This window comes from Klebsiella sp. JB_Kp004 (assembly GCF_040065795.1).
Classification (GTDB): domain Bacteria; phylum Pseudomonadota; class Gammaproteobacteria; order Enterobacterales; family Enterobacteriaceae; genus Klebsiella; species Klebsiella quasipneumoniae.
Genome location: NZ_JBEAKW010000005.1, coordinates 129,064 through 148,768, shown reverse-complemented (window position 1 = coordinate 148,768; position 19,705 = coordinate 129,064). Strand labels below are relative to the sequence as shown.

Below are 19,705 nucleotides of genomic sequence, written 5' to 3'. Positions count from 1 at the left end.
CTTGCTCCTTTGCTTACTGCGATAACTCGATACGTTTGACGTCGCCGAGGATAAACAGATAGGCCGCCACGCCCAGCAGCGCGGCGCCGCCGATGTAGATCAACGCGTAGAAGAAATTGCCGAACCCGGCGACGATAAAGCCGATCACCAGCGGGGTGAGGATCCCCGCGAGGTTGGCGCAAAAGTTGAACAGGCCGCCGGTGAGCCCGCCCAGCCCCTTCGGGGCGATGTCGGAGATCAGCGTCCAGCCGAGGCCCACCATCCCCTGGCCAAAAAAGGCAAACGACATCACCAGGATCACCGCCAGGTCGCTCTGCAGCCAGTTGGCGGAGATGATGCAGCTGGCCATCAGCAGGCCGGCGACGATCGGCAGCTTACGCCCCAGGTTGGCCGACCCGGTGGCTTTAAGCAGCTTGTCGGAGATCCAGCCGCCAAACATCACCCCGCCGGCGGCGGCGACAAACGGCAGGATGGAAAAGAAACCGACCTTCAGCCACGGCATATGGCGTTCGGTGGCCAGCCAGGTGGGAAACCAGGTGAGAAAGAACACCAGCACCGTATTGCCGGCAAACTGGCCGATACTGGCGCCGATGATCTGACGTTTGCTCAGCAGCTGGCGGACCAGCGGCCAGCTGAACGCCACCTGCTGGTCGGCTGGGGCGCTCAGGCCGCCGCCGTTTTCGATATGCTCGCGCTCCTGCTGGCTGAGACGAGGGTCTTCATGCGGTTCGCGATAGCAGCGCCACCACACCAGGGCGAACAGAATGCCCACCACGCCGACGCTGACGAACAGCGCCCGCCAGCCGAAGCCGTCCATGATCCAGAACAGCAGCGGGGCAAAGCAGGCCAGCCCGAGGTATTCCCCCACGGTGTACACCGCCGTGGCCTTCGCGCGCTCCTGCTGCGGGAACCAGGCGCTGACCACCCGGCTGTTCACCGGAAAGCACGGCGCTTCGCTGACGCCAAGCCCGAAACGGCACAGCAGCAGCGTCTTCAGCCCCACCGCCATGCCGTGGAACAGGGTAAACAGCGACCACAGGGTCAGCGACAGAAAATAGGTCACTTTGTTGCCAAAACGGTCGAGAAACAGCCCGCCGGGGATCTGCGCCAGAGCGTAGGTCCAGGCGAAAGCGGAGAAGAGGATCCCCATGAGCGCAGGGTCGATCCCCAGCTCACCGGTCAGCTTTGGGGCGGCGATCCCCAGCACGGTGCGATCGAGGTAGTTGATCATGGTGCCGATGGCCAGCAGCGCAAGAATGCCGATGCGCCGCCGGGAGCGGCGCGCGGTGACGGCTGGCTGGGCGGCGGCCGTCGGGTTAGGGCTATATGAGCTCATAGTCGGTTCCTGTCTCGGGTACAGAGGGTGTTGTTATTGTGTTTCAGGCATAATGAACCATTTGATTCAGGCTAACAATACTGCATCGCCGCCAGACGAACGGCCGCATTCGCCGCGCCATAGAGCGCGTAGCCTGCCCGTCGTTCGGTTAATTCAAAGAAGAAGCGCCCGGCGATGAAGGGCCGGGTATACAGATGCAGGAACGCTCCGCCCTGCGGATCGCGGTCGTAGAGGAGCTGCCGCCGCTGGAGCTGCCCGACGTCCAGCTCGCCGCCAAAGCGCGCCAGCAGATCGTCATAGTAATTGGCCGGGATCGGCAGCGCATGATCGGCAACCGCGGCGAGCTGGTCGCAGGTGGCCGGCAGATCGCGGCAGGCAAAGGCGGCATGCTGCAGCCCCGCCCCCTGGTAGCAGGCGACCGAGCGGGCGATCTGCGTCGCCCGGCTCTGGGAGATATTCAGCGCCAGGCGGATCTCCCCCTGCGGGCTGCGCACCACCAGACTACGCACCAGCCCATAGGGATCCGGCAGCGTCTGCTCATGTTCGAGCGTAAAACCAAACACCGTGCGGAAGAACATCACCCAGTTGTCGCGGCTGTCGGCTTCCATCCCCAGCGCCAGATGGTCGATGCCGAGGTAATCTTCGCGCACCGTCACGCCATCGCGCAGGAGAAAGTCGCGCTCGTAGATCGCCTCCCCGGCATCGATGAGATAGACCAGGCTGCCGTCAGGGGCGCAGATCGCCGGGATCGGCGTTTCGTTCGGCCCGGCGTCGCCCTGCCAGGTGGCATACCCCAGCGCGCGGGCGCGAGCGACAATCGGCGCGCTGCTGTCGACCCGCAGCGCCATCGCGCAGAGCGATACCCCGTGGCGTTGATAAAAGTGATCGGCCCAGCTGTGCGGCTGATGGTTTATCACGATCCGCGCCCCGCCGTTGCGCCACAGCGTGACCTGTTTGGAGCGGTGGCTTCCCTCGTGCTGAAAACCCAGCGCCTGCAGGTGCTGCCCCAGGCGCTGCGTCTCGGCGACGCTGGCGGCGAATTCGATAAACTCCAGCCCGTGACAGACCGGCGGTGGCGGCGGTGAAAACAGATCTGCATCGCACGCCGGGAGCCGGCGACGAGTCTGCTCCTCCAGCCACAGCAGCGAACGATAGCCATCTTTGGCCGTCGCGCCGTTCGGCGAGGCGCGAAAACCGTCATTAAAGATCTCCAGCGACCAGGGGCCGCGATAGCCGCAGCGGGTGATCTGCTCGGCAAACGCCTCCAGCGGCAGCTCCCCCTGCCCGGGGAAGCAGCGGAAATGGCGACTCCACTCCAGGAGATCCATTTTCATATACGGCGCATCGGCGAGCTGAACGAAGGTGATTTTCTCCACCGGCACCGATGGCAGCGCGTCGAGGGTGTCGCCCCGGGCCAGGATATGGAAGCTGTCGAGCACCAGGCCCAGCGCCGGGCTGTCCACCCGCTGCACCCGCTCCCAGGCCTGCTGCCAGCGGTTCACATGGGTTCCCCAGGCCAGCGCCTCATAGCCGATAGCGATCCCCTCCTCTTCCGCCAGCGTGGCCAGCGCCCGCAGGTCCGCCACCTGCAGTTCGCTATCCGCCGAGCAGTCCGGCTGCACATTGCTGCACAGCAGCAGCGTGTCGCAGCCCAGCTCGCGCATCAGCGCAAATTTGCGTCTGGCGCGGGCCATATTGGCCGCAAACTGCGCCCGGCTGGCGCCTTCAAAATCGCGAAAGGGTTGAAAAAGCGTGATTTTTAACCCTAAATCGGCGGCCAGCTGGCGGATTTCCGCCGGCGTCCCCGTATAATAGAGCAGATCGTTCTCGAAAATTTCCACACCCTGATACCCCGCCGCCGCAATAGCGTGCAGCTTCTCTGGCAGGGTGCCGGAAATCGAAACGGTGGCGATAGAGCGCAGCATAAGGTCCTCGGGTCAACAGCTGACGTGAGCCTTGAATATGTATCATTTGGTTCATTTGCGCCATACCAGGTTGCAAAATTGTGATCATTATGTGTATTTTTTGTCACCCAAGAAAAAGGAGTTGCCATGACCGCCGTTGCTCATGATGAAGCACAATCTCTGAAGGAGCGGATCTTCAGCGCCGCTATCGCCGTCTTTGCCGAACACGGGCTGTCAGGCGCCCGCATGGAGCAGATCGCCACCGAGGCGCAGACCACCAAGCGCATGGTGGTCTACTACTTCAAAAGCAAAGAGCAGCTCTATCAGGAGGTGCTGCAGCATGTGTATGCGCGGATCCGCGAAACCGAGCAGCAGCTGGGGCTGGAGAATGTGCCGCCGGTAGAGGCGCTGGTGCGGCTGGTGCGCTGGAGCGTGCGCTATCACGCCACCCACGCGGACTATATGCGGGTGATTTGCATGGAGAACATGCAGCGCGGCAAGTGGCTGAAGACCTCGGGAGAGCTGAAGCCGCTGAATCGTACCGCCCTGTCGATTCTGGAAGACATTTTGCAGCGCGGCCAGCAGCAGGGGGTCTTTCAGGCGGGGCTGGAAGCGCGCGATGTGCACCGGTTAATCAGCAGCTTTAGCTTTTATCAGGTGTCGAATTTCTACACCTTCAGCAGTCTGTACCTTGACGATCCGCTGCCCGCCATTGACGATGAAGCGATGGTGGCCCACCACTGCGACATTGCCGTCCGGGCGGTGGTCCGCTTCGTGATTTCCTGACCCGCCGGCGAAAGGCGTCAGTGTCCGGAGAGGGCGTGAATGACCTTCGCCATTGCCTCCTCGGTGAGCGGTGAACGCTGGATTTTGCTGTTCGCCAGCGAGGTGCGCAGCACGCCGGCGATGACAATGTGTTTCGGCTCCTGGCCAAGGTCACGCATCTCCAGCACCACTTTGCCCACCACGCGGCACATTTCCTGGTACAGCTCGTCGTCTTTCGCTTTATTTCCCATTGAGTCTGGCTCGCATTTTCTCATTATCAATCAAATCATTATTGATAGATTTTTCCGGCAACGCAAATCATCCTCCCGTTACCGGGTCAATGGCGCATTTTACCCCCTCATGACGGGAGAAAATTCCCTTTCCGCCGCCCCTTTTCATACCGCCTGATGGAAAAATGTGTTGCATAGTTTTATGCATAACGTGCCGGTTTTGTTACGCGTTTTGTCCATAATTTGAAACGAGGTTTTTATTTTCCTTTTTGATTTCGCCAGCGTATAATGCGCTTCGATTCTTTCTTGAATGGTTTCAGCGCATTGGACTGCATGATAAAACGCATAACACCTTGCCACATTTCATGGGCTGAACCGCCAGCACACATTCTTCTGCACGCTTCGGGGTTGTCACCTATCCTTAGGGCGTGGCTTAGCAACTTTCGTAATACAGGTTTGGCTCCCCGGCAGTGCGCCCGCGGAGCGAGAATTCCATATCCTTCACAACTTAAAGACTAAAACTGTCATGAAAAAGACCAAAATTGTTTGCACCATCGGTCCGAAAACCGAATCTGAAGAGATGCTGACCAAAATGCTGGAAGCCGGCATGAACGTGATGCGTCTGAACTTCTCCCACGGTGACTATGCGGAACACGGTCAGCGCATCCAGAACCTGCGCAATGTGATGAGCAAAACCGGTAAGAAAGCCGCTATTCTGCTGGACACCAAAGGACCGGAAATTCGTACCATCAAGCTGGAAGGCGGCAACGACGTCTCCCTGAAAGCGGGCCAGACTTTCACCTTCACCACCGATAAATCGGTCATCGGCAACAGCGAAATCGTTGCGGTAACCTATGAAGGCTTCACCTCTGACCTGAGCTCCGGCAACACCGTTCTGGTGGACGATGGCCTGATCGGCATGGAAGTGACCGCTATCGAAGGCAACAAAGTTATCTGTAAAGTGCTGAACAACGGCGACCTTGGCGAGAACAAAGGCGTGAACCTGCCGGGCGTCTCTATCGCCCTGCCGGCGCTGGCGGAAAAAGACAAACAGGACCTGATCTTCGGTTGCGAACAGGGCGTGGACTTCGTCGCGGCCTCCTTCATCCGTAAGCGTTCCGACGTCGTCGAGATCCGTGAGCACCTGAAAGCCCACGGCGGCGAAAACATCCAGATCATCTCCAAAATCGAAAACCAGGAAGGCCTGAACAACTTCGACGAAATCCTCGAAGCCTCTGACGGCATCATGGTTGCTCGTGGCGACATGGGCGTTGAGATCCCGGTTGAAGAAGTTATCTTCGCGCAGAAAATGATCATCGAAAAATGTATCCGCGCGCGCAAAGTGGTTATCACCGCGACCCAGATGCTGGACTCCATGATCAAAAACCCACGTCCGACCCGCGCTGAAGCCGGCGACGTGGCCAACGCCATCCTCGACGGCACCGATGCGGTAATGCTGTCCGGCGAATCGGCGAAAGGTAAATACCCGCTGGAAGCGGTCACCATCATGGCGACCATCTGCGAACGTACCGACCGCGTCATGACCAGCCGTCTGGATTTCAACAACGACAACCGTAAACTGCGCATCACCGAAGCGGTGTGCCGCGGCGCGGTAGAAACCGCTGAGAAACTGGAAGCGCCGCTGATCGTGGTCGCCACCCAGGGCGGTAAATCCGCACGCGCTGTGCGTAAATACTTCCCGGATGCCACCATCCTGGCGCTGACCACCAACGAAACCACTGCTCGCCAGCTGGTGCTGAGCAAGGGCGTTGTGCCGCAGCTGGTGGAAGAGATTGCCTCTACGGATGATTTCTATCACCTGGGTAAAGATCTGGCGCTGAAGAGCGGCCTCGCGCGCAAAGGCGACGTGGTGGTGATGGTCTCTGGCGCATTAGTCCCGAGCGGCACCACTAATACCGCTTCCGTGCACGTGCTGTAATAATTTACAGGTTAATTGGTTTTTTTTTAATAAAGCGCCTCTCGGGGCGCTTTTTTTTATTCATCGACTAGCTCTTCCTATTAAAAATGCAAATCGGAATTTACTATTTAATAAGAGATTATCTAAGATGAATCCGATGGAAGCGCGCTGTTTTCACTCGCCTTTTTCAGCGATTTTGACCAATTCGATGCTTCTTTGAGCGAACGATCAAAAATAAGTGCGTTCAGGTAAAAAAAATATTCTCATCCCAAAAAAGTTTGTGTAATACTTGTAACGCTACATGGAGATTAACTCAATCTAGAGGGTATTAATAATGAATCGTACTAAACTGGTACTGGGCGCGGTAATCCTGGGTTCTACTCTGCTGGCTGGTTGCTCCAGCAATGCTAAAATCGATCAGCTGTCTTCTGACGTTCAGACTCTGAACGCTAAAGTTGACCAGCTGAGCAACGACGTGAACGCAATGCGTTCCGACGTTCAGGCTGCTAAAGACGACGCAGCTCGCGCTAACCAGCGTCTGGACAACCAGGCTCACTCTTACCGTAAGTAAGAGTTCTGGTAATAAAAATGGCGCACTCTGTGCGCCATTTTTTTTGCCCTCGCGCTGAGGGCTACTGGGTGAGCAGGCCGTTGTCAGACGAACTGTTCTGCGCCGACAGCGACGTCGCCGCGCTACTCTCCCCCGTCGATACCACCACCGGATAGCCCGCCCTTCTCGACATCGCTTTTTTCAGCTGCAGGTCATCCACCGCTTTATCCTCTGCGAAGGCGTGAAACGCCGCTGGTAGCGTGTAAGCGATGGTCCGGGTGTTTTCCCCTTCCGTCTGCGACAGCGGCCTGTGGACCTCTACATAACGTTTACCATCCGGCTCGACGGCAAACTTCACCGGCTGATTGATGATCCGCACCGGCGTCCCGGTTTTCACCTGACTGAACAGCGCCTTGATGTCATCGGCGTTCATCCGCATACAGCCCGAGCTGACGCGCAGCCCAACGCTGTCCGGCGCGTTAGTCCCGTGGATGAGATATTCGCCGTTACCGTAGGCAAGACGCAGCGCATAGCGGCCCAGCGGGTTATTCGGCCCGGCCGGCACCACCGCCGGGAGCGTCACCCCTTTCTCCAGCGAGCGCGCGCGGATGCCGGCGGTGGGTGTCCAGGTCGGGTTAGGGATCTTCTGCCCGACGCGGGTGGTCATCTCCGGCGTTTCCAGCCCTAACTGGCCGATGCCCAGGGGATAAACCTGGACCTGATTCTCTCCCGGCGGGAAGTAGTACAGCCGCAGCTCCGCGAGGTTGACGACAATCCCCTCCCGCGGCACGTCGGGCAGCAGCATCTGAGAAGGGATCAGCACCTGGGTCCCGGGCTTCGGCTGCACCGGCGCGATGGTATCGTTGGCTTCAAGGATCAGCATCGCCGCGGTATCGAAATGGCGGGCAATCGCCTGCAGGTTGCGATCGCTCTCCTGAACCGTCCAGTACTGGTTCTGGCCAATCAGCCGGCTGTTGGCCGGAGGCAGCGGGTAATCGACGGCCCAGGCGGCCGGTGAGGCGCCAAGGGCGCCGAGAAGGGCTAAAGCGATCATCGTTTTGCGTTTCATACTGAGATTCCTTCTTTCGCTGATAAAACGCCAGGAGACTGAACGGCGGCAGGGGCAGCGCCCTGCCGGACGTAACAGAATGAAATCTACCTGTTTATTCTAGCTAATATTTGCGGCTTTCGCGCGTATCGCGCGGATCATGGCTTCGAGGCCCTGCGAGCGGGAGGGGGTAAGATGCTGGGTGAGGGCCATTTTTTCAAACCACGGGCGGACGTCGAACTCGGTAATGTCCTGGGCGGTCATCCGGTCATAAAGGATAAACACCACCGCAATCAGCCCTTTGACAATCGCCGCATCGCTGTCGCCGCGCAGGGTGACAACGCCGGAAGGATCCTGCGCCATCACGATCCACACCTGGCTTTGACAGCCCTGAATAATGTTCTGCGGGCTGTGCTCCTCGGCGCTCAGCGGCGGCAGCCGCTGGCCCAGCTCAATGATATAGAGATACTTCTCTTCCCAGTTGGCGCAACGGCTAAAATTGCGCAACAGTTTGTCTTTGTCCGGTAATGCCGCCATCGTCACGTCCTTTACCCTAATAGTTTGTGGATCCGCTGGAGGCCGGCCACCAGGCGGTCCACCTCTTCCGTGGTATTGTACATCGCCAGCGACGCCCGACACATGGCCGGTACCTGATAGCGGGCCATCAGCGGCATGGCGCAGTGATGCCCGGTCCGCACGGCGATCCCGTAGTTATCGAGGAAGCTGCCGACGTCATAGGCGTGATGCTGGCCGAGGTTAAAGGCAATCACCCCTTTACGCTGCGCCGGACCGTAGAGGATCAGATCCGGCACCGCGCGCAGGGCCTCCAGCGCGTAGCGCATCAGCGTCTGCTCGTATTCGGCGATCTGGGTCAGTCCCAGCTGGCTGACGTAGCTCAGCGCCGCGCCGAGGCCAATGATCCCCCCGGTATTCGGCGTGCCGGCCTCAAAGCGCCAGGGCGCCTGGTTCCAGGTGGTGCCCTCCGTCAGACTGACGGTGGCGATCATCGACCCGCCCCCTTCCCATGGCGCCATTGTCTGCAGCAGCTCGGCCCGGGCGTAGAGCACGCCGATCCCGGTCGGGCCGTACAGTTTATGGGCAGAGAAGACATAAAAATCGCAGCCCAGCGCCTGAACGTCCACCGGGTGGTGCATTACCGCCTGGGCGCCGTCCACCAGCACTTTCGCGCCATGCTGATGCGCAAGGGCAATCAGCGCCGACAGCGGGTTTTCCGTCCCCAGCACGTTGGAGACTTCGGTTATCGCCAGCAGGCGGGTTCGCTGGTCAAACAGCCCGGGAACCACGTCCAGTTGCAGGGTGCCGTCCGGGTTGAGGGGGATCACCCGCAGCTCAGCCCCTACCCTGGCGCAGAGCATCTGCCACGGTACGATGTTGGCGTGGTGCTCCATCTCGCTGATGATGATGTTATCCCCGGCGCCGACGTTGGCATTTCCCCAGCTGTTGGCCACCAGGTTAATGCCCTCGGTGGTGCCGCGCACGAATACCAGCTCCTCCGCCGAGCCGGCGTTAAGGAAGATGGCCGCCTGCTGGCGCACCGCCTCCATCCGCGCGGTGGCTTCCGCGCTGAGGGTATGGATCCCACGATGCACCGCCGCGTAGCCGTGGCGATAGAATTCCGCTTCGGCGCCAATCACCGCCTCCGGTTTCTGGGCGCTGGCGGCGCTGTCAAGATAGACCAGCGGCTGGCCGTTGACCTCCCGGCTCAGTACCGGAAAATCGGCGCGAACCCGTTCTACTGAAAATGTCATGCTGTGCCTCCCGGCAAACGCTCTCCAATCCGCGCCAGCACCTGCTCTCTGAGCGCGTCGCTGCGGATAGCTTCGGTAAGCTCGGCGGCGAAGGCGTAGAGGATCATCTGCTGCGCCGCCTGCTGTTCAATCCCGCGCGAGCGCAGATAGAACAGCTGTTCTTCGTCAATGCGCCCTACCGTCGCCCCGTGGCTGCATTTCACGTCATCGGCGTAAATCTCCAGCTGCGGTTTGGTGTCGACCTCCGCCAGCCGCCCGAGCAGCAGATTGTTGTTGGTCATCTGGCCGTCGGTTTTCAGCGCATGCGGCGCGACGTTGATCAGCCCGTTAAACACCGCCCGGCCCTTATCGCTGACAATGGTTTTGTGCAGCTGGCGGCTGGTGCAGTACCCCACCTGGTGGTCCAGCCAGGTGCGGCTGTCGCAGACCTCATTTTTCACCGGCATCGCCAGCGAGTTAAGACGCAGGTCGCTGTTTTCGCCGCCCAGACGCGTGCTGGTGTGATGACGCAGCACCTGACCGCCGAGCAGGAAACTGCTGCTGAAAGCCGAGGCGTCGCGGCCCAGCAGCAGGTCGTTATGGGCGAAGTGGTAGCTGTGCGCGTTCTCGAACGCCAGCTTGATGTGCTGCAGGCGCGCGTTGTCCGCCACCGTCATGGTCAGCCGCCCGCCGGTGAAGTGCGGTTGCTCATCAAGGCTAAGATAGTGCTCGACAATCGTCGCCTCCGCCCCGCTCTCCAGCGCCAGATGGTGACGATAGTGGGCGGTATTCAGCGCATCGCCAGCCAGGCCGCGGGTGATATGCATCAGCAGCAGCGGCTTATCCAGGCGGCGGTTGCGCGGCACGCGAAGGCGGGTCACCGTCTGCGCCAGGCTTTCGGTCAGATGGAGAAACACCTCCGGCTGGAGGGCATCCGGCAGATGCTGGCGCTGGTTATCGACACTGACCTCCACGCCACTGGCGGCGAGATCGTCGCTCAGCTCAGGATGATAGCGACCGTCGATAAACACCAGTCGCCAGGCGTCCAGCGGCAGCGCCAGCGCGTCACGCTGTTCGGCGCTGATCGACGCTCCCTCATCGGCGACGAAGCGGCCGTTAATCAGCGCGTCCAGCGGGGTGTATTTCCAGTCCTCCTGCTTGCGCGTCGGCAGACCCAGGCGCAACAGCTGCTGCAGATGCTGGCTGGCCTCCGGCGTACGCTGGTCGCCCTGCGCTTCAAACAGATGGTGCCACTGCTGCAGCGCATTACTGCTGTTCGGTAAGCCAGCCATAGCCCTGCTCCTCCAGCTGTTTGACGAGAGTGAAATCCCCCGACTTCACAATCCGCCCCTGATACAGCACATGGACATAGTCCGGCTTGATATAGTCAAGGATGCGCTGATAGTGAGTGACGATGATGAAGGCGCGTTTGCCGTCGCGCAGCGCGTTCACGCCCTGGGAGACGATTTTCAGGGCATCGATGTCGAGCCCGGAATCCGATTCATCGAGAATGCACAACTCCGGCTCAAGCACCGCCATCTGCAGAATGTCGTTGCGCTTTTTCTCGCCGCCGGAGAAACCCACGTTCACCGAACGGGTCAGCAGATCTTCCGGCATCTGCAGCAACCTGATTTTCTCTTCCATTAAATCCTGAAAGTCGAAGCGATCCAGCGGCTCCTGGCCGCGATAGCTGCGCACGGCATTCAGCGCGGTCTGCAGGAAGAACTGGTTGCTGACGCCGGGGATCTCCACCGGATACTGGAAGGCCATAAAGATGCCTTCCCCGGCGCGATCTTCCGGGGCGAGCTCCAGCAGGTTTTTGCCCTTAAATTCGACGCTGCCGCCGGTGACCTCGTAATCTTCGCGCCCGGCCAGGGTGGCCGAAAGCGTGCTTTTCCCCGAGCCGTTCGGCCCCATAATGGCGTGGACCTCCCCCGGACGCACCTCAAGGTTCAGCCCGCGCAGGATCGCTTTATCTTCGACGGCGACGTGTAAATCTTGAATACTTAACATCTTTTTTCCTTAATTATCAGCCGACGCTATGCTCAAGGCTAATGGCCAGCAATTTTTGCGCTTCGACGGCGAACTCCAGCGGCAGTTCGGAGAAGACGTCTTTACAGAAGCCGTTGACGATCATCGAGATGGCATCATCTTCGCTGATCCCGCGCTGCAGGCAGTAGAACAGCTGGTCCTCACCGATCCGCGAGGTGGTCGCTTCGTGCTCCAGCTGGGCGCTGTTGTTGCGACATTCCACATACGGGAAGGTATGCGCCCCGCAGTCCGGGCCGATCAGCATCGAATCGCACTGGGTGAAGTTGCGGGCGTTAGTCGCGGTCGGCATGATTTTGACCAGCCCGCGATAGCTGTTCTGGCTGTGTCCGGCGGAGATCCCTTTCGAGATAATGGTCGAGCGGGTGTTCTTGCCGATATGGATCATTTTGGTGCCGGTGTCCGCCTGCTGATGGCCGCTGGTCAGCGCCACCGAAAAGAATTCGCCGATTGAGTTATCGCCGCGCAGGATGCAGCTGGGGTATTTCCAGGTGATGGCCGAGCCGGTTTCCGACTGGGTCCATGACATTTTGCTGTTCTCCCCTTCGCACAGGGCGCGCTTGGTGACAAAGTTGAGGATCCCGCCGGTGTTGTTATCCCCCGGGAACCAGTTCTGCACCGTGGAGTATTTCACTTCCGCGTCTTTATGAATGATGACTTCCACCACCGCGGCGTGCAGCTGATAGCTGTCGCGCACCGGCGCCGAGCAGCCCTCAATGTAGCTGACGTAGCTGCCTTCATCGGCCACCAGAATGGTGCGTTCAAACTGGCCGGTCTTTTCGGCGTTGATGCGGAAATAGGTCGACAGCTCCATCGGACAGCGGACGCCCTTCGGCACATAGATAAAGGTGCCATCCGAAGCCACCGCGGCGTTCAGCGCGGCAAAGAAGTTGTCATTGCCCGGCACCACGGTCCCCAGATACTTTTTCACCAGTTCCGGATGGTCGTGGATCGCCTCGCCGAAAGAGCAGAAGATGATCCCCTGCTCCGCCAGCTTTTCACGGTAGGTGGTCGCCACCGACACCGAGTCGAAAATCGCGTCCACCGCCACCTCGCGCCCTTCGCGCACCGGCACGCCCAGCTGGTTAAAGGCTTCTTCCACCTCGCTGGTCAGGAAGGTGTTGGCCCCGGTCTGCTGCACCGCGCCGGGCTCGGAGGCGCAGGTCTCATCGCAGTTGCCGCAGGAGGGGGCGGAATAGTAGCTGTAATCCTGATAATTCAGCTTATCGTAATGCGCCTTCAGCCAGTGCGGCTCTTCCATCTCCAGCCACGCCCGGTAGGCATTGAGCCGGAACTCCAGCATCCACTGCGGCTCATTGCGACGGGCGGAGATGGCGCGAACCACCTCTTCATTAATGCCTTTGGCCAGCTCATCGGTCTGCAGGCGAGTGAAAAAGCCCTCTTTATAATTGAGCGGGCCGCCGGTCCAGGTTTTGACATCGTCTGTTGCTTCAGTATTACGCGACATAGTTACTCCGCCTGCACCCCAAAACTTTCGCCGCAGCCGCACTCGTGCTGCGCTTTCGGGTTATGAAATTTAAAGATTTCATTTAAACCTTCCCGGACGTAATCCAGCTCCGTGCCGTCAATGAACGGCATCGCCTGCAGCGGCGCAAACAGCTTCGCCCCGTCAGATTCAAAGAGCAGATCGTCTGGCGCCGGCTCGGCAATCATTTCGAGCACATAGCCAAAACCGGCGCAGCCGCTGGTTTTGATACCCAGCCGTAGCCCCTTTTTATCCGGCTGCTTACGCATCAGATCGCGAATATGCGCGGCAGCGGCCGGCGTCATGGTCAGTCCCTGCCAGCTGAAATCGGCGGGATTAAAGGTTCCTGCTTGTACTTCCATCGATAGACCTCCAGGTTGGCGCCATCAAGGCATACCGCCATGTTAGTGATAATGATTATCACTTCAACCCTTCTCCAGCAGGGGTATTGCCTCATTTAGCGCTTTTTATAAGCATAGACCCTTGCCCGGGGATTATCAGGGTACGCAAGTGGAACCTAATCATATGATTTATAATATGTTATTCTGATATTGTTCTGTTACCGCACGCAATGGCAAAGATGTATCGAAAATACCGATTTTTGAGATAGGAGATGAAAAAAGCCACCTTTCAGTGACTTATCGGATATTCAATGGGTTACACTATTACACACACGGACAATCAAGGCCGTGAAAGGACATTCTGATGTCCCCAAAAGTGTCCCCATCAACTCTGTTGCCCCCGTTATGCCCCGAAAAACAGCCTGATTGACGCCCACTTTCTCTTCTACCGGGGATGGGATTCCGTCATTAACAGCTGCTGTACTGTCCGACTCTATTCCAACCTCTATACTTTCAGTCTGAAGACTGGAGGTAACCATGTGCGGACGATTTGCCCAATCACAGACATGCGAAGAATACCCGGCTTATCTTGCCGAAGAAGCTGAGCGGGATATCGCCTATGATCCAGAACCAATCGGCCGGTACAACGTGGCGCCAGGGACTAAAGTATTGCTCCTGAGCGTACGTAATGAAGAGCCACATCCAACGCCGTTCATGGCACTATGTGCAGTGGTTAAGGGAAAAACCGGTGCTCATATAAGCCCATGTTGAAACCTCCGCGACAAGTCGGATGTATAGACCTTTATGGCAACATGGCTTGCTGCACTGATGAATGGTGTAAGTGAGTAAAACTAAACGTTAGCCCCACTCCTTCCATTTTAAAATGTCAAGAAGTTATTTGCTTATCATGTAAAATAATCAGTTCGTGCTGATGACTTGCCACCAAATCCTACGTGAAAACTGCAGACATCTTATCATTAGTAGCAGGCTAAATATTTTTGATAATTTCCTCGGATTTTAGAGCATAAGTCTGCTAATCTCTGTTTAAACACCATCGCGAGAACTGAGATGCTTACAACTATCATTTACCGTAGTCATGCCCATAGTAGCATTTCAAGAACCTCAATCATGGAAATGATTGAGCTCGCAAATGCCCATAATATCAAAAGTGATGTTACTGGAATATTGATTTTTAATGGGATTCACTTTCTACAACTGCTGGAAGGCCCTGAAGCTCAGGTTAACGAAATTTACACCAGGATCTGCAGTGATACTCGTCACTTTAATATTGTTGAGCTCTTAAATGACGTTGCACCTTTCCGACGATTTGGTAATGCCGGGATGGAACTAATTGATATAGATTTACACAGTCATGAAGATTGCCTAAGAACAATTCTGAACCGTGGAACAGCAAAACATCAACTTCTTTATAATGATAGAGCATTGCGTTTTTTTAGGACATTCATAGAGTCCATACAACAAGAAAAATACTATGAATTACCGTCTGCTACTGAATGGTTTTTTTCCAGGGAACCTTTAATCACTGAAAGCCCTTATGTTGCTAACTCCTTCATTATAAATCCAGTGGTAGACCCTCTCGCGAGAAAGGTCCATTCGTTCCAGTTCAGTAACCCCGTGACGACTGGTTTGTATGGAATGGGCTTGTTACAGCATGATCTGGAATCAAAACGTGTTGCTCTTCTTGAAGCTGGTAGTTTCCTTCACTCTGGACAAAGGGTTTCAATTAGCCTATTACCACTGACTGTAATCAAGATTAGTGATGCCCCTTGTACGCTGCTTAAGTATATTGAGCAAAGTGGTCTTATCCCTGAACAAATCATCATCGAATTTTTAGAAAAAGATCTGTTCGCCAATATTGATGAATTTTTACATGCGCTACGAACACTTAAAAGTGCTGGAATAAGCGTTGCTATCAATGACTTTGGGTCTGGACATGCAGGATTACTCCTTCTAACAAAATTCCAGCCTGAAAAAATCAAAATTCATAGTGAGCTCATAAGAAACATTCACAGGGATGGCGCGAAACAAGCCGTAGTTCAAAGCATAATAAATTGCTGTGATACTCTCGAGATAAGAATATGCGCTACAGGAATCGAAAAAGCTGAAGAATGGATGTGGTTGGAGTCAGCAGGTATCGCTTACTTCCAGGGCCCCCTTTTTTCTGGCTACTCAGATGACGGCTTACCATTTGTAAGCTGGCCGGATCCTGTGGAGATCTAGTAACAGCAGAAAGCGGTGATGAATTTTAAGGCGTTTTACAGACGTTGAATTTGAGACCAATAGACGCCTGATTGACTTTGACCACCTATGCCCGCTAGCCATGGAACCGTAGCCGCGCGCGAATGGATGAGGCGGGATATCGCAGGGAAGGAGGCGGGGGAAATTGCCGCTGACGGTTCGGTTTCAGCAGACCATTTTACATGGCATCCTGTCTCACGCGCCGTCAGTAATGTAAAAAATCAAAGTTCCGATTTAATTAAACCCTATTAAAAACCCATTTTTTATTCATCATCAAGCATAGAATCTATTTGACTTGATGAAATTATACAAGGCAAAGTTGCATAATAGTCGTCAGGGTAAATCCTTTCTCTTTTGAGGGAAAACTTATCACCGCGGTTAACAATTTTCCAAAATTTTAAATCTCGGCCTTCGGTCATCATCGCTTTCATAACTGTATAAATGGTTACATCATCACATTTCAAACCAAATATTATCGATTTTACTGGAGGTATTGAATCGCCTAATCCAACTCGACTAAAAATCCTCCACTCTGACTCATAGCGCCATTCTTCAGACTTTGTTAACAAGCATACCTGCTTTAATCTGCTAGAATTTGAAGGGTTATATAACCATTCATTTATTTCACTTGTAACTATCAATCTTGAACCTCCGTAAACCACTTTATGGACCTTATCATCTTTGACATCCGTCATATCATACTCAATGCATATTCCACGATGTTGGGAAGCGTAATGTGACCACATTAAAGGACTGTCAAATTTTGAACTCAGGCACAGCACTCCGGTTTTAAAGGAATTTACTATTTCTTTCTGAATGGCCGATACGTAATTTAACTCAAGATAACCATTCTGATTTTTAATCATTGGATCAGTAGATTGATATTCTAAAGAGTTAATAATCCCTTTAACCTCACTCTCTGCAAGTTTAAACGCTCTCTCATTTGTTTTTTCACCTGAAAACCTTAAGTTTTTCAAACTCTGCGAGAACTGTTTTTCAGATTTCTTTAGCATTATCTGTATGAAAATCTCTTTGAGTTCGTGCAAAGTTAAATCATTACGTACTATAGGTTGGCAATCCAATGGGTCATTAAAAAAGGCAGGATCAGAATAATATACTTGTAACGTACACAATAGTTTTAATGTATTTTCATTAAATGTAAGGTATTTATATAAATTTTTTGGCTTCAATGACATATTGAATCCTTTTCAGACGAAGTTTAAATAAACATAAAATATTTATCTTACACATAGAAGGTCTGAAAATCGAGTTGTATATCTAGGAGAAAGCATTTCACGCTTCATCTGCCAGGCTGTCTGGATACCCTGACCTGCAAAATACAGCGTACCCCTTCCATCCTTCGCATTGAGATGATCGAGAACTTCCATTAGCTTTTCACTGTTCTTCCGTGGTGCGTTATCATCGAAGAGGTTGAGTTGCGCGACGCCCTGGCTGTAGAAATCCCCAAGCATAACGCCTGCTTTCTGATAGCGATGCCCGTCTCGCCAGATTGCATCGAGGCATTTCGTCGCCGCGGTGATGATGTCCCTGCTGTCTTGGGTTGTAGTTAGCAGCTTTACTGATGCGCTGTTCCCGTAGTACGGTTCATTCAACGCAAAGGGGCTGGTTTTAACGAACGCTGAGATGAACCGACAATACTGATGCTCGCCACGGAGTTTCTCCGCGGCACGGGATGCGTATAAGCATATCGCCTGGCGCATCTCTTCGTAGGAGGAAATCCGCTGCCCAAAGCTGCGACTACAGACAATCTCCTGCTTTACCGGCGCGAACTCCTCCAGACCAAGGCAAGGCTCCCCGCGCAATTCCCGCACGGTTCTTTCCAACACAACATTAAAATGTTTTCGGATAAAACGGATATCGGTATCCGCCAGCTGCAGCACAGTTTTAATCCCCATGGCCTCCAGTTTTTTACTGATGCGACGCCCGACGCCCCAGACCTCATCCACCGGAAGCAAAGCCATCAACTTCCTCTGTCTTTCCAGATTAGACAGATCCACCACTCCTCCGGTCTGCCGCTGCCACTGTTTCGCCGCGTGATTGGCCAACTTTGCCAGGGTTTTAGTCTGGGCTATGCCGACACCGACCTTGAGGTGCGTCCTGCGCAGAACCGTCTCGCGAATTTCCCTGCCAAAGTCGGTAAGGTCGCGACAGTTATGAACACCAGTCAGATCGCAAAATGCCTCATCAATACTGTAAATTTCGCAGCGTGGAGAGAGTTCCTCCAGCGTTGTCATCACTCGGTTGGACATATCGGCATAAAGCTCATAGTTGCTGCTAAACGCGATAATACCGTGCCGGCGAAACATGTCCTTTTGCTTGAAATAAGGCTCACCCATTTTGACGAAGGGCTTGGCCTCTGGCGAGCGAGCGATCACACAGCCGTCGTTGTTTGACAGGACGACCACCGGACGCCCTTTGAGGTCAGGACGAAATACGGTCTCGCACGATGCATAAAATGAATTCACATCACAAAGCGCAAACATCTTAGCCAGCTGATTTAATGATGTAAGTTACGACGCCGAACACATCGAGAGTATCCTCACTACCGACGACTATTGGGGAATACGCGCTATTCATTGGGTTAAGCTGAACCCGCGGATGCAACTGCAGCTTCTTAACCGTGAATTCCCCATCTACAGCGGCAATGACAATATCACCATGGACTGCGGTCCTTGAACTATCCACGACCAGAAGATCCCCCTCACCAATGCCCGCATCTTTCATGCTATCACCAGCAGCTTTGACAAAATACGTCGCGCTGGGGTGGTTAACCAGCAGCTCGTTCAGGTCGATACGCTGCTCAACATAATCCTGCGCTGGACTAGGAAAGCCGCACTGCACAAGGTCACTGTACAACGGGAGCAGCATGATCTGGCGTAACTCAACGGGCGTGTAGAACTGCATAATAAACTCGCTCACAAAATACTGTATTTATATACAGTAGTTTTATTCGCTAATCTGATCAATAGAGGTTTCAACTATCAATCAGGAACACAGAGGGGAAAACCAGTCACCTTTGAGCCCCTGATATTGGTTTCACTTAGTGATTATGTTGTCTTTGTGCCCGCTTTGAACTATCTTTTCTCGAAACCTGCTACTGCGAAATGGATATAAGATGTCACAGACGGACTTGCTGATTGTTGTTTTTACGCTGGGCATTTTAGCCTTTGGCTATTCCATATGGTTCATTTCGCACAGAATACTCTGCTCAATATTTCATAGGTTTACAAAGAATGTATGAATTGGGATGGTATAGACCCAAATTCATGATCCTTGTTCCTCGACTTCGGAAGGTACTTACAGACCGTCTTCGCTCTTAACCTATCACATCGGCACCCCCTCCATGATGTAACAATTCAGACCAGAAATATCTGGAAGCTTTGGGCGCCTTCTTAGAAGATAGGCGTGTGCGAAGACGCACACAGCAATGATGTTATGTAGTATTTTCCCCTTGAGTGTGCCTGCTCAAGGGGATTTTTTATCGCCGTATTGTACTGGCAAATATTTGTAAATCGTCTTCACTCCCACGCCTGTCACATCGGCCACACGCTACTGGACAGGCGCTTAGTCCGGTATGTTTCTCGCGCTACTACTGCTTACGTTAACGTCTGGTAATGATCTAGCGGCGCGACGTAAAGCGGCGTTGAAAGCAATTATAGTGACCGGCCGGCGATGGTACTTCACACGGTTAGAATGACTCTGAAATAAATAAACATCTTCTGGATAGCGTTCTCTTCTACGAGCAATCATCGCCTCTACTGGAGGGGTTGATTTAACACGTAGCTCCTTCAGGTGACCCTGTTTTCGTATCAGTATCAAGTCACCATCAATATCATCATATCGAATACTCAGCAGCCTTCCAGCGCTTAAACCCGTGTGAAAAATTAACGCCCACAAGTCAGCCCATGTATCTGAGATGGAAACAAGATTGCTGTTAATAGTTAAAAATTGCTCAAAACTTATTGTTTTCTTACCGTTCACGAACAAACCAAACTGTTTTCAAAGCAGAATGAATTGATTAAGCCAAACGTAACATATCAGGAAAAGTAG

General features: G+C 54.5%; 19 protein-coding genes and 2 pseudogenes. 6 read left to right on the top strand and 15 right to left on the bottom strand.

Annotated features, from left to right (window positions below):
* Positions 1-13: 13 nt before the first annotated feature.
* Positions 14-1,336 carry an MFS transporter gene (locus tag ABLX76_RS06820; RefSeq protein ID WP_136070123.1) on the bottom strand — a complete coding sequence of 441 codons (1,323 nt, stop codon included), beginning with the start codon at positions 1,334-1,336 and terminating at the stop codon, positions 14-16.
* Between the two features lie 71 nt (positions 1,337-1,407).
* Positions 1,408-3,261: a sugar phosphate isomerase/epimerase and 4-hydroxyphenylpyruvate domain-containing protein gene (locus tag ABLX76_RS06815; RefSeq protein ID WP_065881336.1), complete on the bottom strand. Its 1,854-nt coding sequence runs from the start codon at positions 3,259-3,261 to the stop codon at positions 1,408-1,410.
* 126 nt (positions 3,262-3,387) lie between these two features.
* Here ABLX76_RS06815 and ABLX76_RS06810 point away from each other — a divergent pair, with 126 nt between their 5' ends.
* Positions 3,388-4,026 (top strand): TetR/AcrR family transcriptional regulator, encoded by a 639-nt coding sequence (locus ABLX76_RS06810; protein WP_023290070.1) that lies wholly within the window; start codon positions 3,388-3,390, stop codon positions 4,024-4,026.
* 17 nt (positions 4,027-4,043) lie between these two features.
* On the opposite strand, the gene fumD is transcribed toward ABLX76_RS06810, so the two are convergent.
* Positions 4,044-4,256 (bottom strand): fumarate hydratase FumD, encoded by a 213-nt coding sequence (gene fumD / locus ABLX76_RS06805; RefSeq protein WP_004203074.1) that lies wholly within the window; start codon positions 4,254-4,256, stop codon positions 4,044-4,046.
* A 236-nt stretch (positions 4,257-4,492) separates the two neighbouring features.
* Positions 4,493-4,624 carry a hypothetical protein gene (locus ABLX76_RS06800; RefSeq protein ID WP_032428887.1) on the bottom strand — a complete coding sequence of 44 codons (132 nt, stop codon included), beginning with the start codon at positions 4,622-4,624 and terminating at the stop codon, positions 4,493-4,495.
* A 137-nt stretch (positions 4,625-4,761) separates the two neighbouring features.
* Here ABLX76_RS06800 and pykF point away from each other — a divergent pair, with 137 nt between their 5' ends.
* Together pykF and ABLX76_RS06790 are read left to right on the top strand one after the other, a co-directional pair.
* Positions 4,762-6,174 (top strand): pyruvate kinase PykF, encoded by a 1,413-nt coding sequence (pykF, locus tag ABLX76_RS06795; RefSeq protein ID WP_348874273.1) that lies wholly within the window; start codon positions 4,762-4,764, stop codon positions 6,172-6,174.
* A gap of 313 nt (positions 6,175-6,487) precedes the next feature.
* Positions 6,488-6,724, top strand: a complete 237-nt coding sequence (locus tag ABLX76_RS06790) for a major outer membrane lipoprotein (RefSeq protein WP_002908860.1) — start codon at positions 6,488-6,490, stop codon at positions 6,722-6,724.
* Positions 6,725-6,785: 61 nt separating this feature from the next.
* Here ABLX76_RS06790 and ABLX76_RS06785 read toward each other — a convergent pair whose 3' ends face one another.
* The 7 genes from ABLX76_RS06785 to sufA form a co-directional block, all read right to left on the bottom strand.
* Positions 6,786-7,772: a L,D-transpeptidase family protein gene (locus ABLX76_RS06785; RefSeq protein ID WP_348874271.1), complete on the bottom strand. Its 987-nt coding sequence runs from the start codon at positions 7,770-7,772 to the stop codon at positions 6,786-6,788.
* Between the two features lie 99 nt (positions 7,773-7,871).
* On the bottom strand, positions 7,872-8,288 hold the full coding sequence (gene sufE / locus ABLX76_RS06780) for a cysteine desulfuration protein SufE (RefSeq protein WP_023290073.1): 417 nt from the start codon (positions 8,286-8,288) through the stop codon (positions 7,872-7,874).
* An 11-nt stretch (positions 8,289-8,299) separates the two neighbouring features.
* Positions 8,300-9,520 carry a cysteine desulfurase SufS gene (sufS, locus tag ABLX76_RS06775; protein WP_065881332.1) on the bottom strand — a complete coding sequence of 407 codons (1,221 nt, stop codon included), beginning with the start codon at positions 9,518-9,520 and terminating at the stop codon, positions 8,300-8,302.
* A complete protein-coding gene (sufD, locus tag ABLX76_RS06770; RefSeq protein WP_087849322.1) occupies positions 9,517-10,791 on the bottom strand; it encodes a Fe-S cluster assembly protein SufD in 1,275 nt (424 codons plus the stop codon). Before sufD ends, sufS begins: the two co-directional genes overlap by 4 nt.
* Positions 10,766-11,512 (bottom strand): Fe-S cluster assembly ATPase SufC, encoded by a 747-nt coding sequence (gene sufC / locus ABLX76_RS06765; RefSeq protein WP_032453238.1) that lies wholly within the window; start codon positions 11,510-11,512, stop codon positions 10,766-10,768. The genes sufD and sufC overlap by 26 nt, the downstream gene beginning before the upstream one ends.
* A gap of 16 nt (positions 11,513-11,528) precedes the next feature.
* Positions 11,529-13,016, bottom strand: coding sequence for a Fe-S cluster assembly protein SufB (sufB, locus tag ABLX76_RS06760; protein ID WP_023290077.1), 1,488 nt, complete (start codon positions 13,014-13,016; stop codon positions 11,529-11,531).
* A gap of 2 nt (positions 13,017-13,018) precedes the next feature.
* Positions 13,019-13,396 carry a Fe-S cluster assembly scaffold SufA gene (gene sufA / locus ABLX76_RS06755; protein ID WP_004143232.1) on the bottom strand — a complete coding sequence of 126 codons (378 nt, stop codon included), beginning with the start codon at positions 13,394-13,396 and terminating at the stop codon, positions 13,019-13,021.
* Between the two features lie 516 nt (positions 13,397-13,912).
* Here sufA and ABLX76_RS06750 point away from each other — a divergent pair.
* The 3 genes and pseudogenes from ABLX76_RS06750 to ABLX76_RS06740 all read left to right on the top strand — a co-directional run.
* A pseudogene (locus ABLX76_RS06750) lies at positions 13,913-14,132 on the top strand (SOS response-associated peptidase family protein); the annotation flags it as partial.
* A 311-nt stretch (positions 14,133-14,443) separates the two neighbouring features.
* Positions 14,444-15,616, top strand: coding sequence for a diguanylate phosphodiesterase (locus tag ABLX76_RS06745; protein WP_064794690.1), 1,173 nt, complete (start codon positions 14,444-14,446; stop codon positions 15,614-15,616).
* Between the two features lie 91 nt (positions 15,617-15,707).
* Positions 15,708-15,886: pseudogene (locus ABLX76_RS06740) on the top strand (SOS response-associated peptidase); the annotation flags it as partial.
* Positions 15,887-15,897: 11 nt separating this feature from the next.
* Here ABLX76_RS06740 and ABLX76_RS06735 read toward each other — a convergent pair.
* The 4 genes from ABLX76_RS06735 to ABLX76_RS06720 form a co-directional block, all read right to left on the bottom strand.
* Complete coding sequence (locus ABLX76_RS06735; RefSeq protein ID WP_064794691.1) at positions 15,898-16,830, bottom strand: DUF2971 domain-containing protein; 933 nt, start codon at positions 16,828-16,830, stop codon at positions 15,898-15,900.
* Positions 16,831-16,872: 42 nt separating this feature from the next.
* On the bottom strand, positions 16,873-18,138 hold the full coding sequence (locus tag ABLX76_RS06730) for a Y-family DNA polymerase (protein WP_064794692.1): 1,266 nt from the start codon (positions 18,136-18,138) through the stop codon (positions 16,873-16,875).
* A gap of 1 nt (position 18,139) precedes the next feature.
* Entirely contained in the window at positions 18,140-18,559 is a 420-nt protein-coding gene (locus ABLX76_RS06725) for a translesion error-prone DNA polymerase V autoproteolytic subunit (protein WP_048254501.1), read from the bottom strand.
* 660 nt (positions 18,560-19,219) lie between these two features.
* Positions 19,220-19,642 carry a hypothetical protein gene (locus ABLX76_RS06720; RefSeq protein ID WP_001333465.1) on the bottom strand — a complete coding sequence of 141 codons (423 nt, stop codon included), beginning with the start codon at positions 19,640-19,642 and terminating at the stop codon, positions 19,220-19,222.
* Positions 19,643-19,705: the final 63 nt, after the last annotated feature.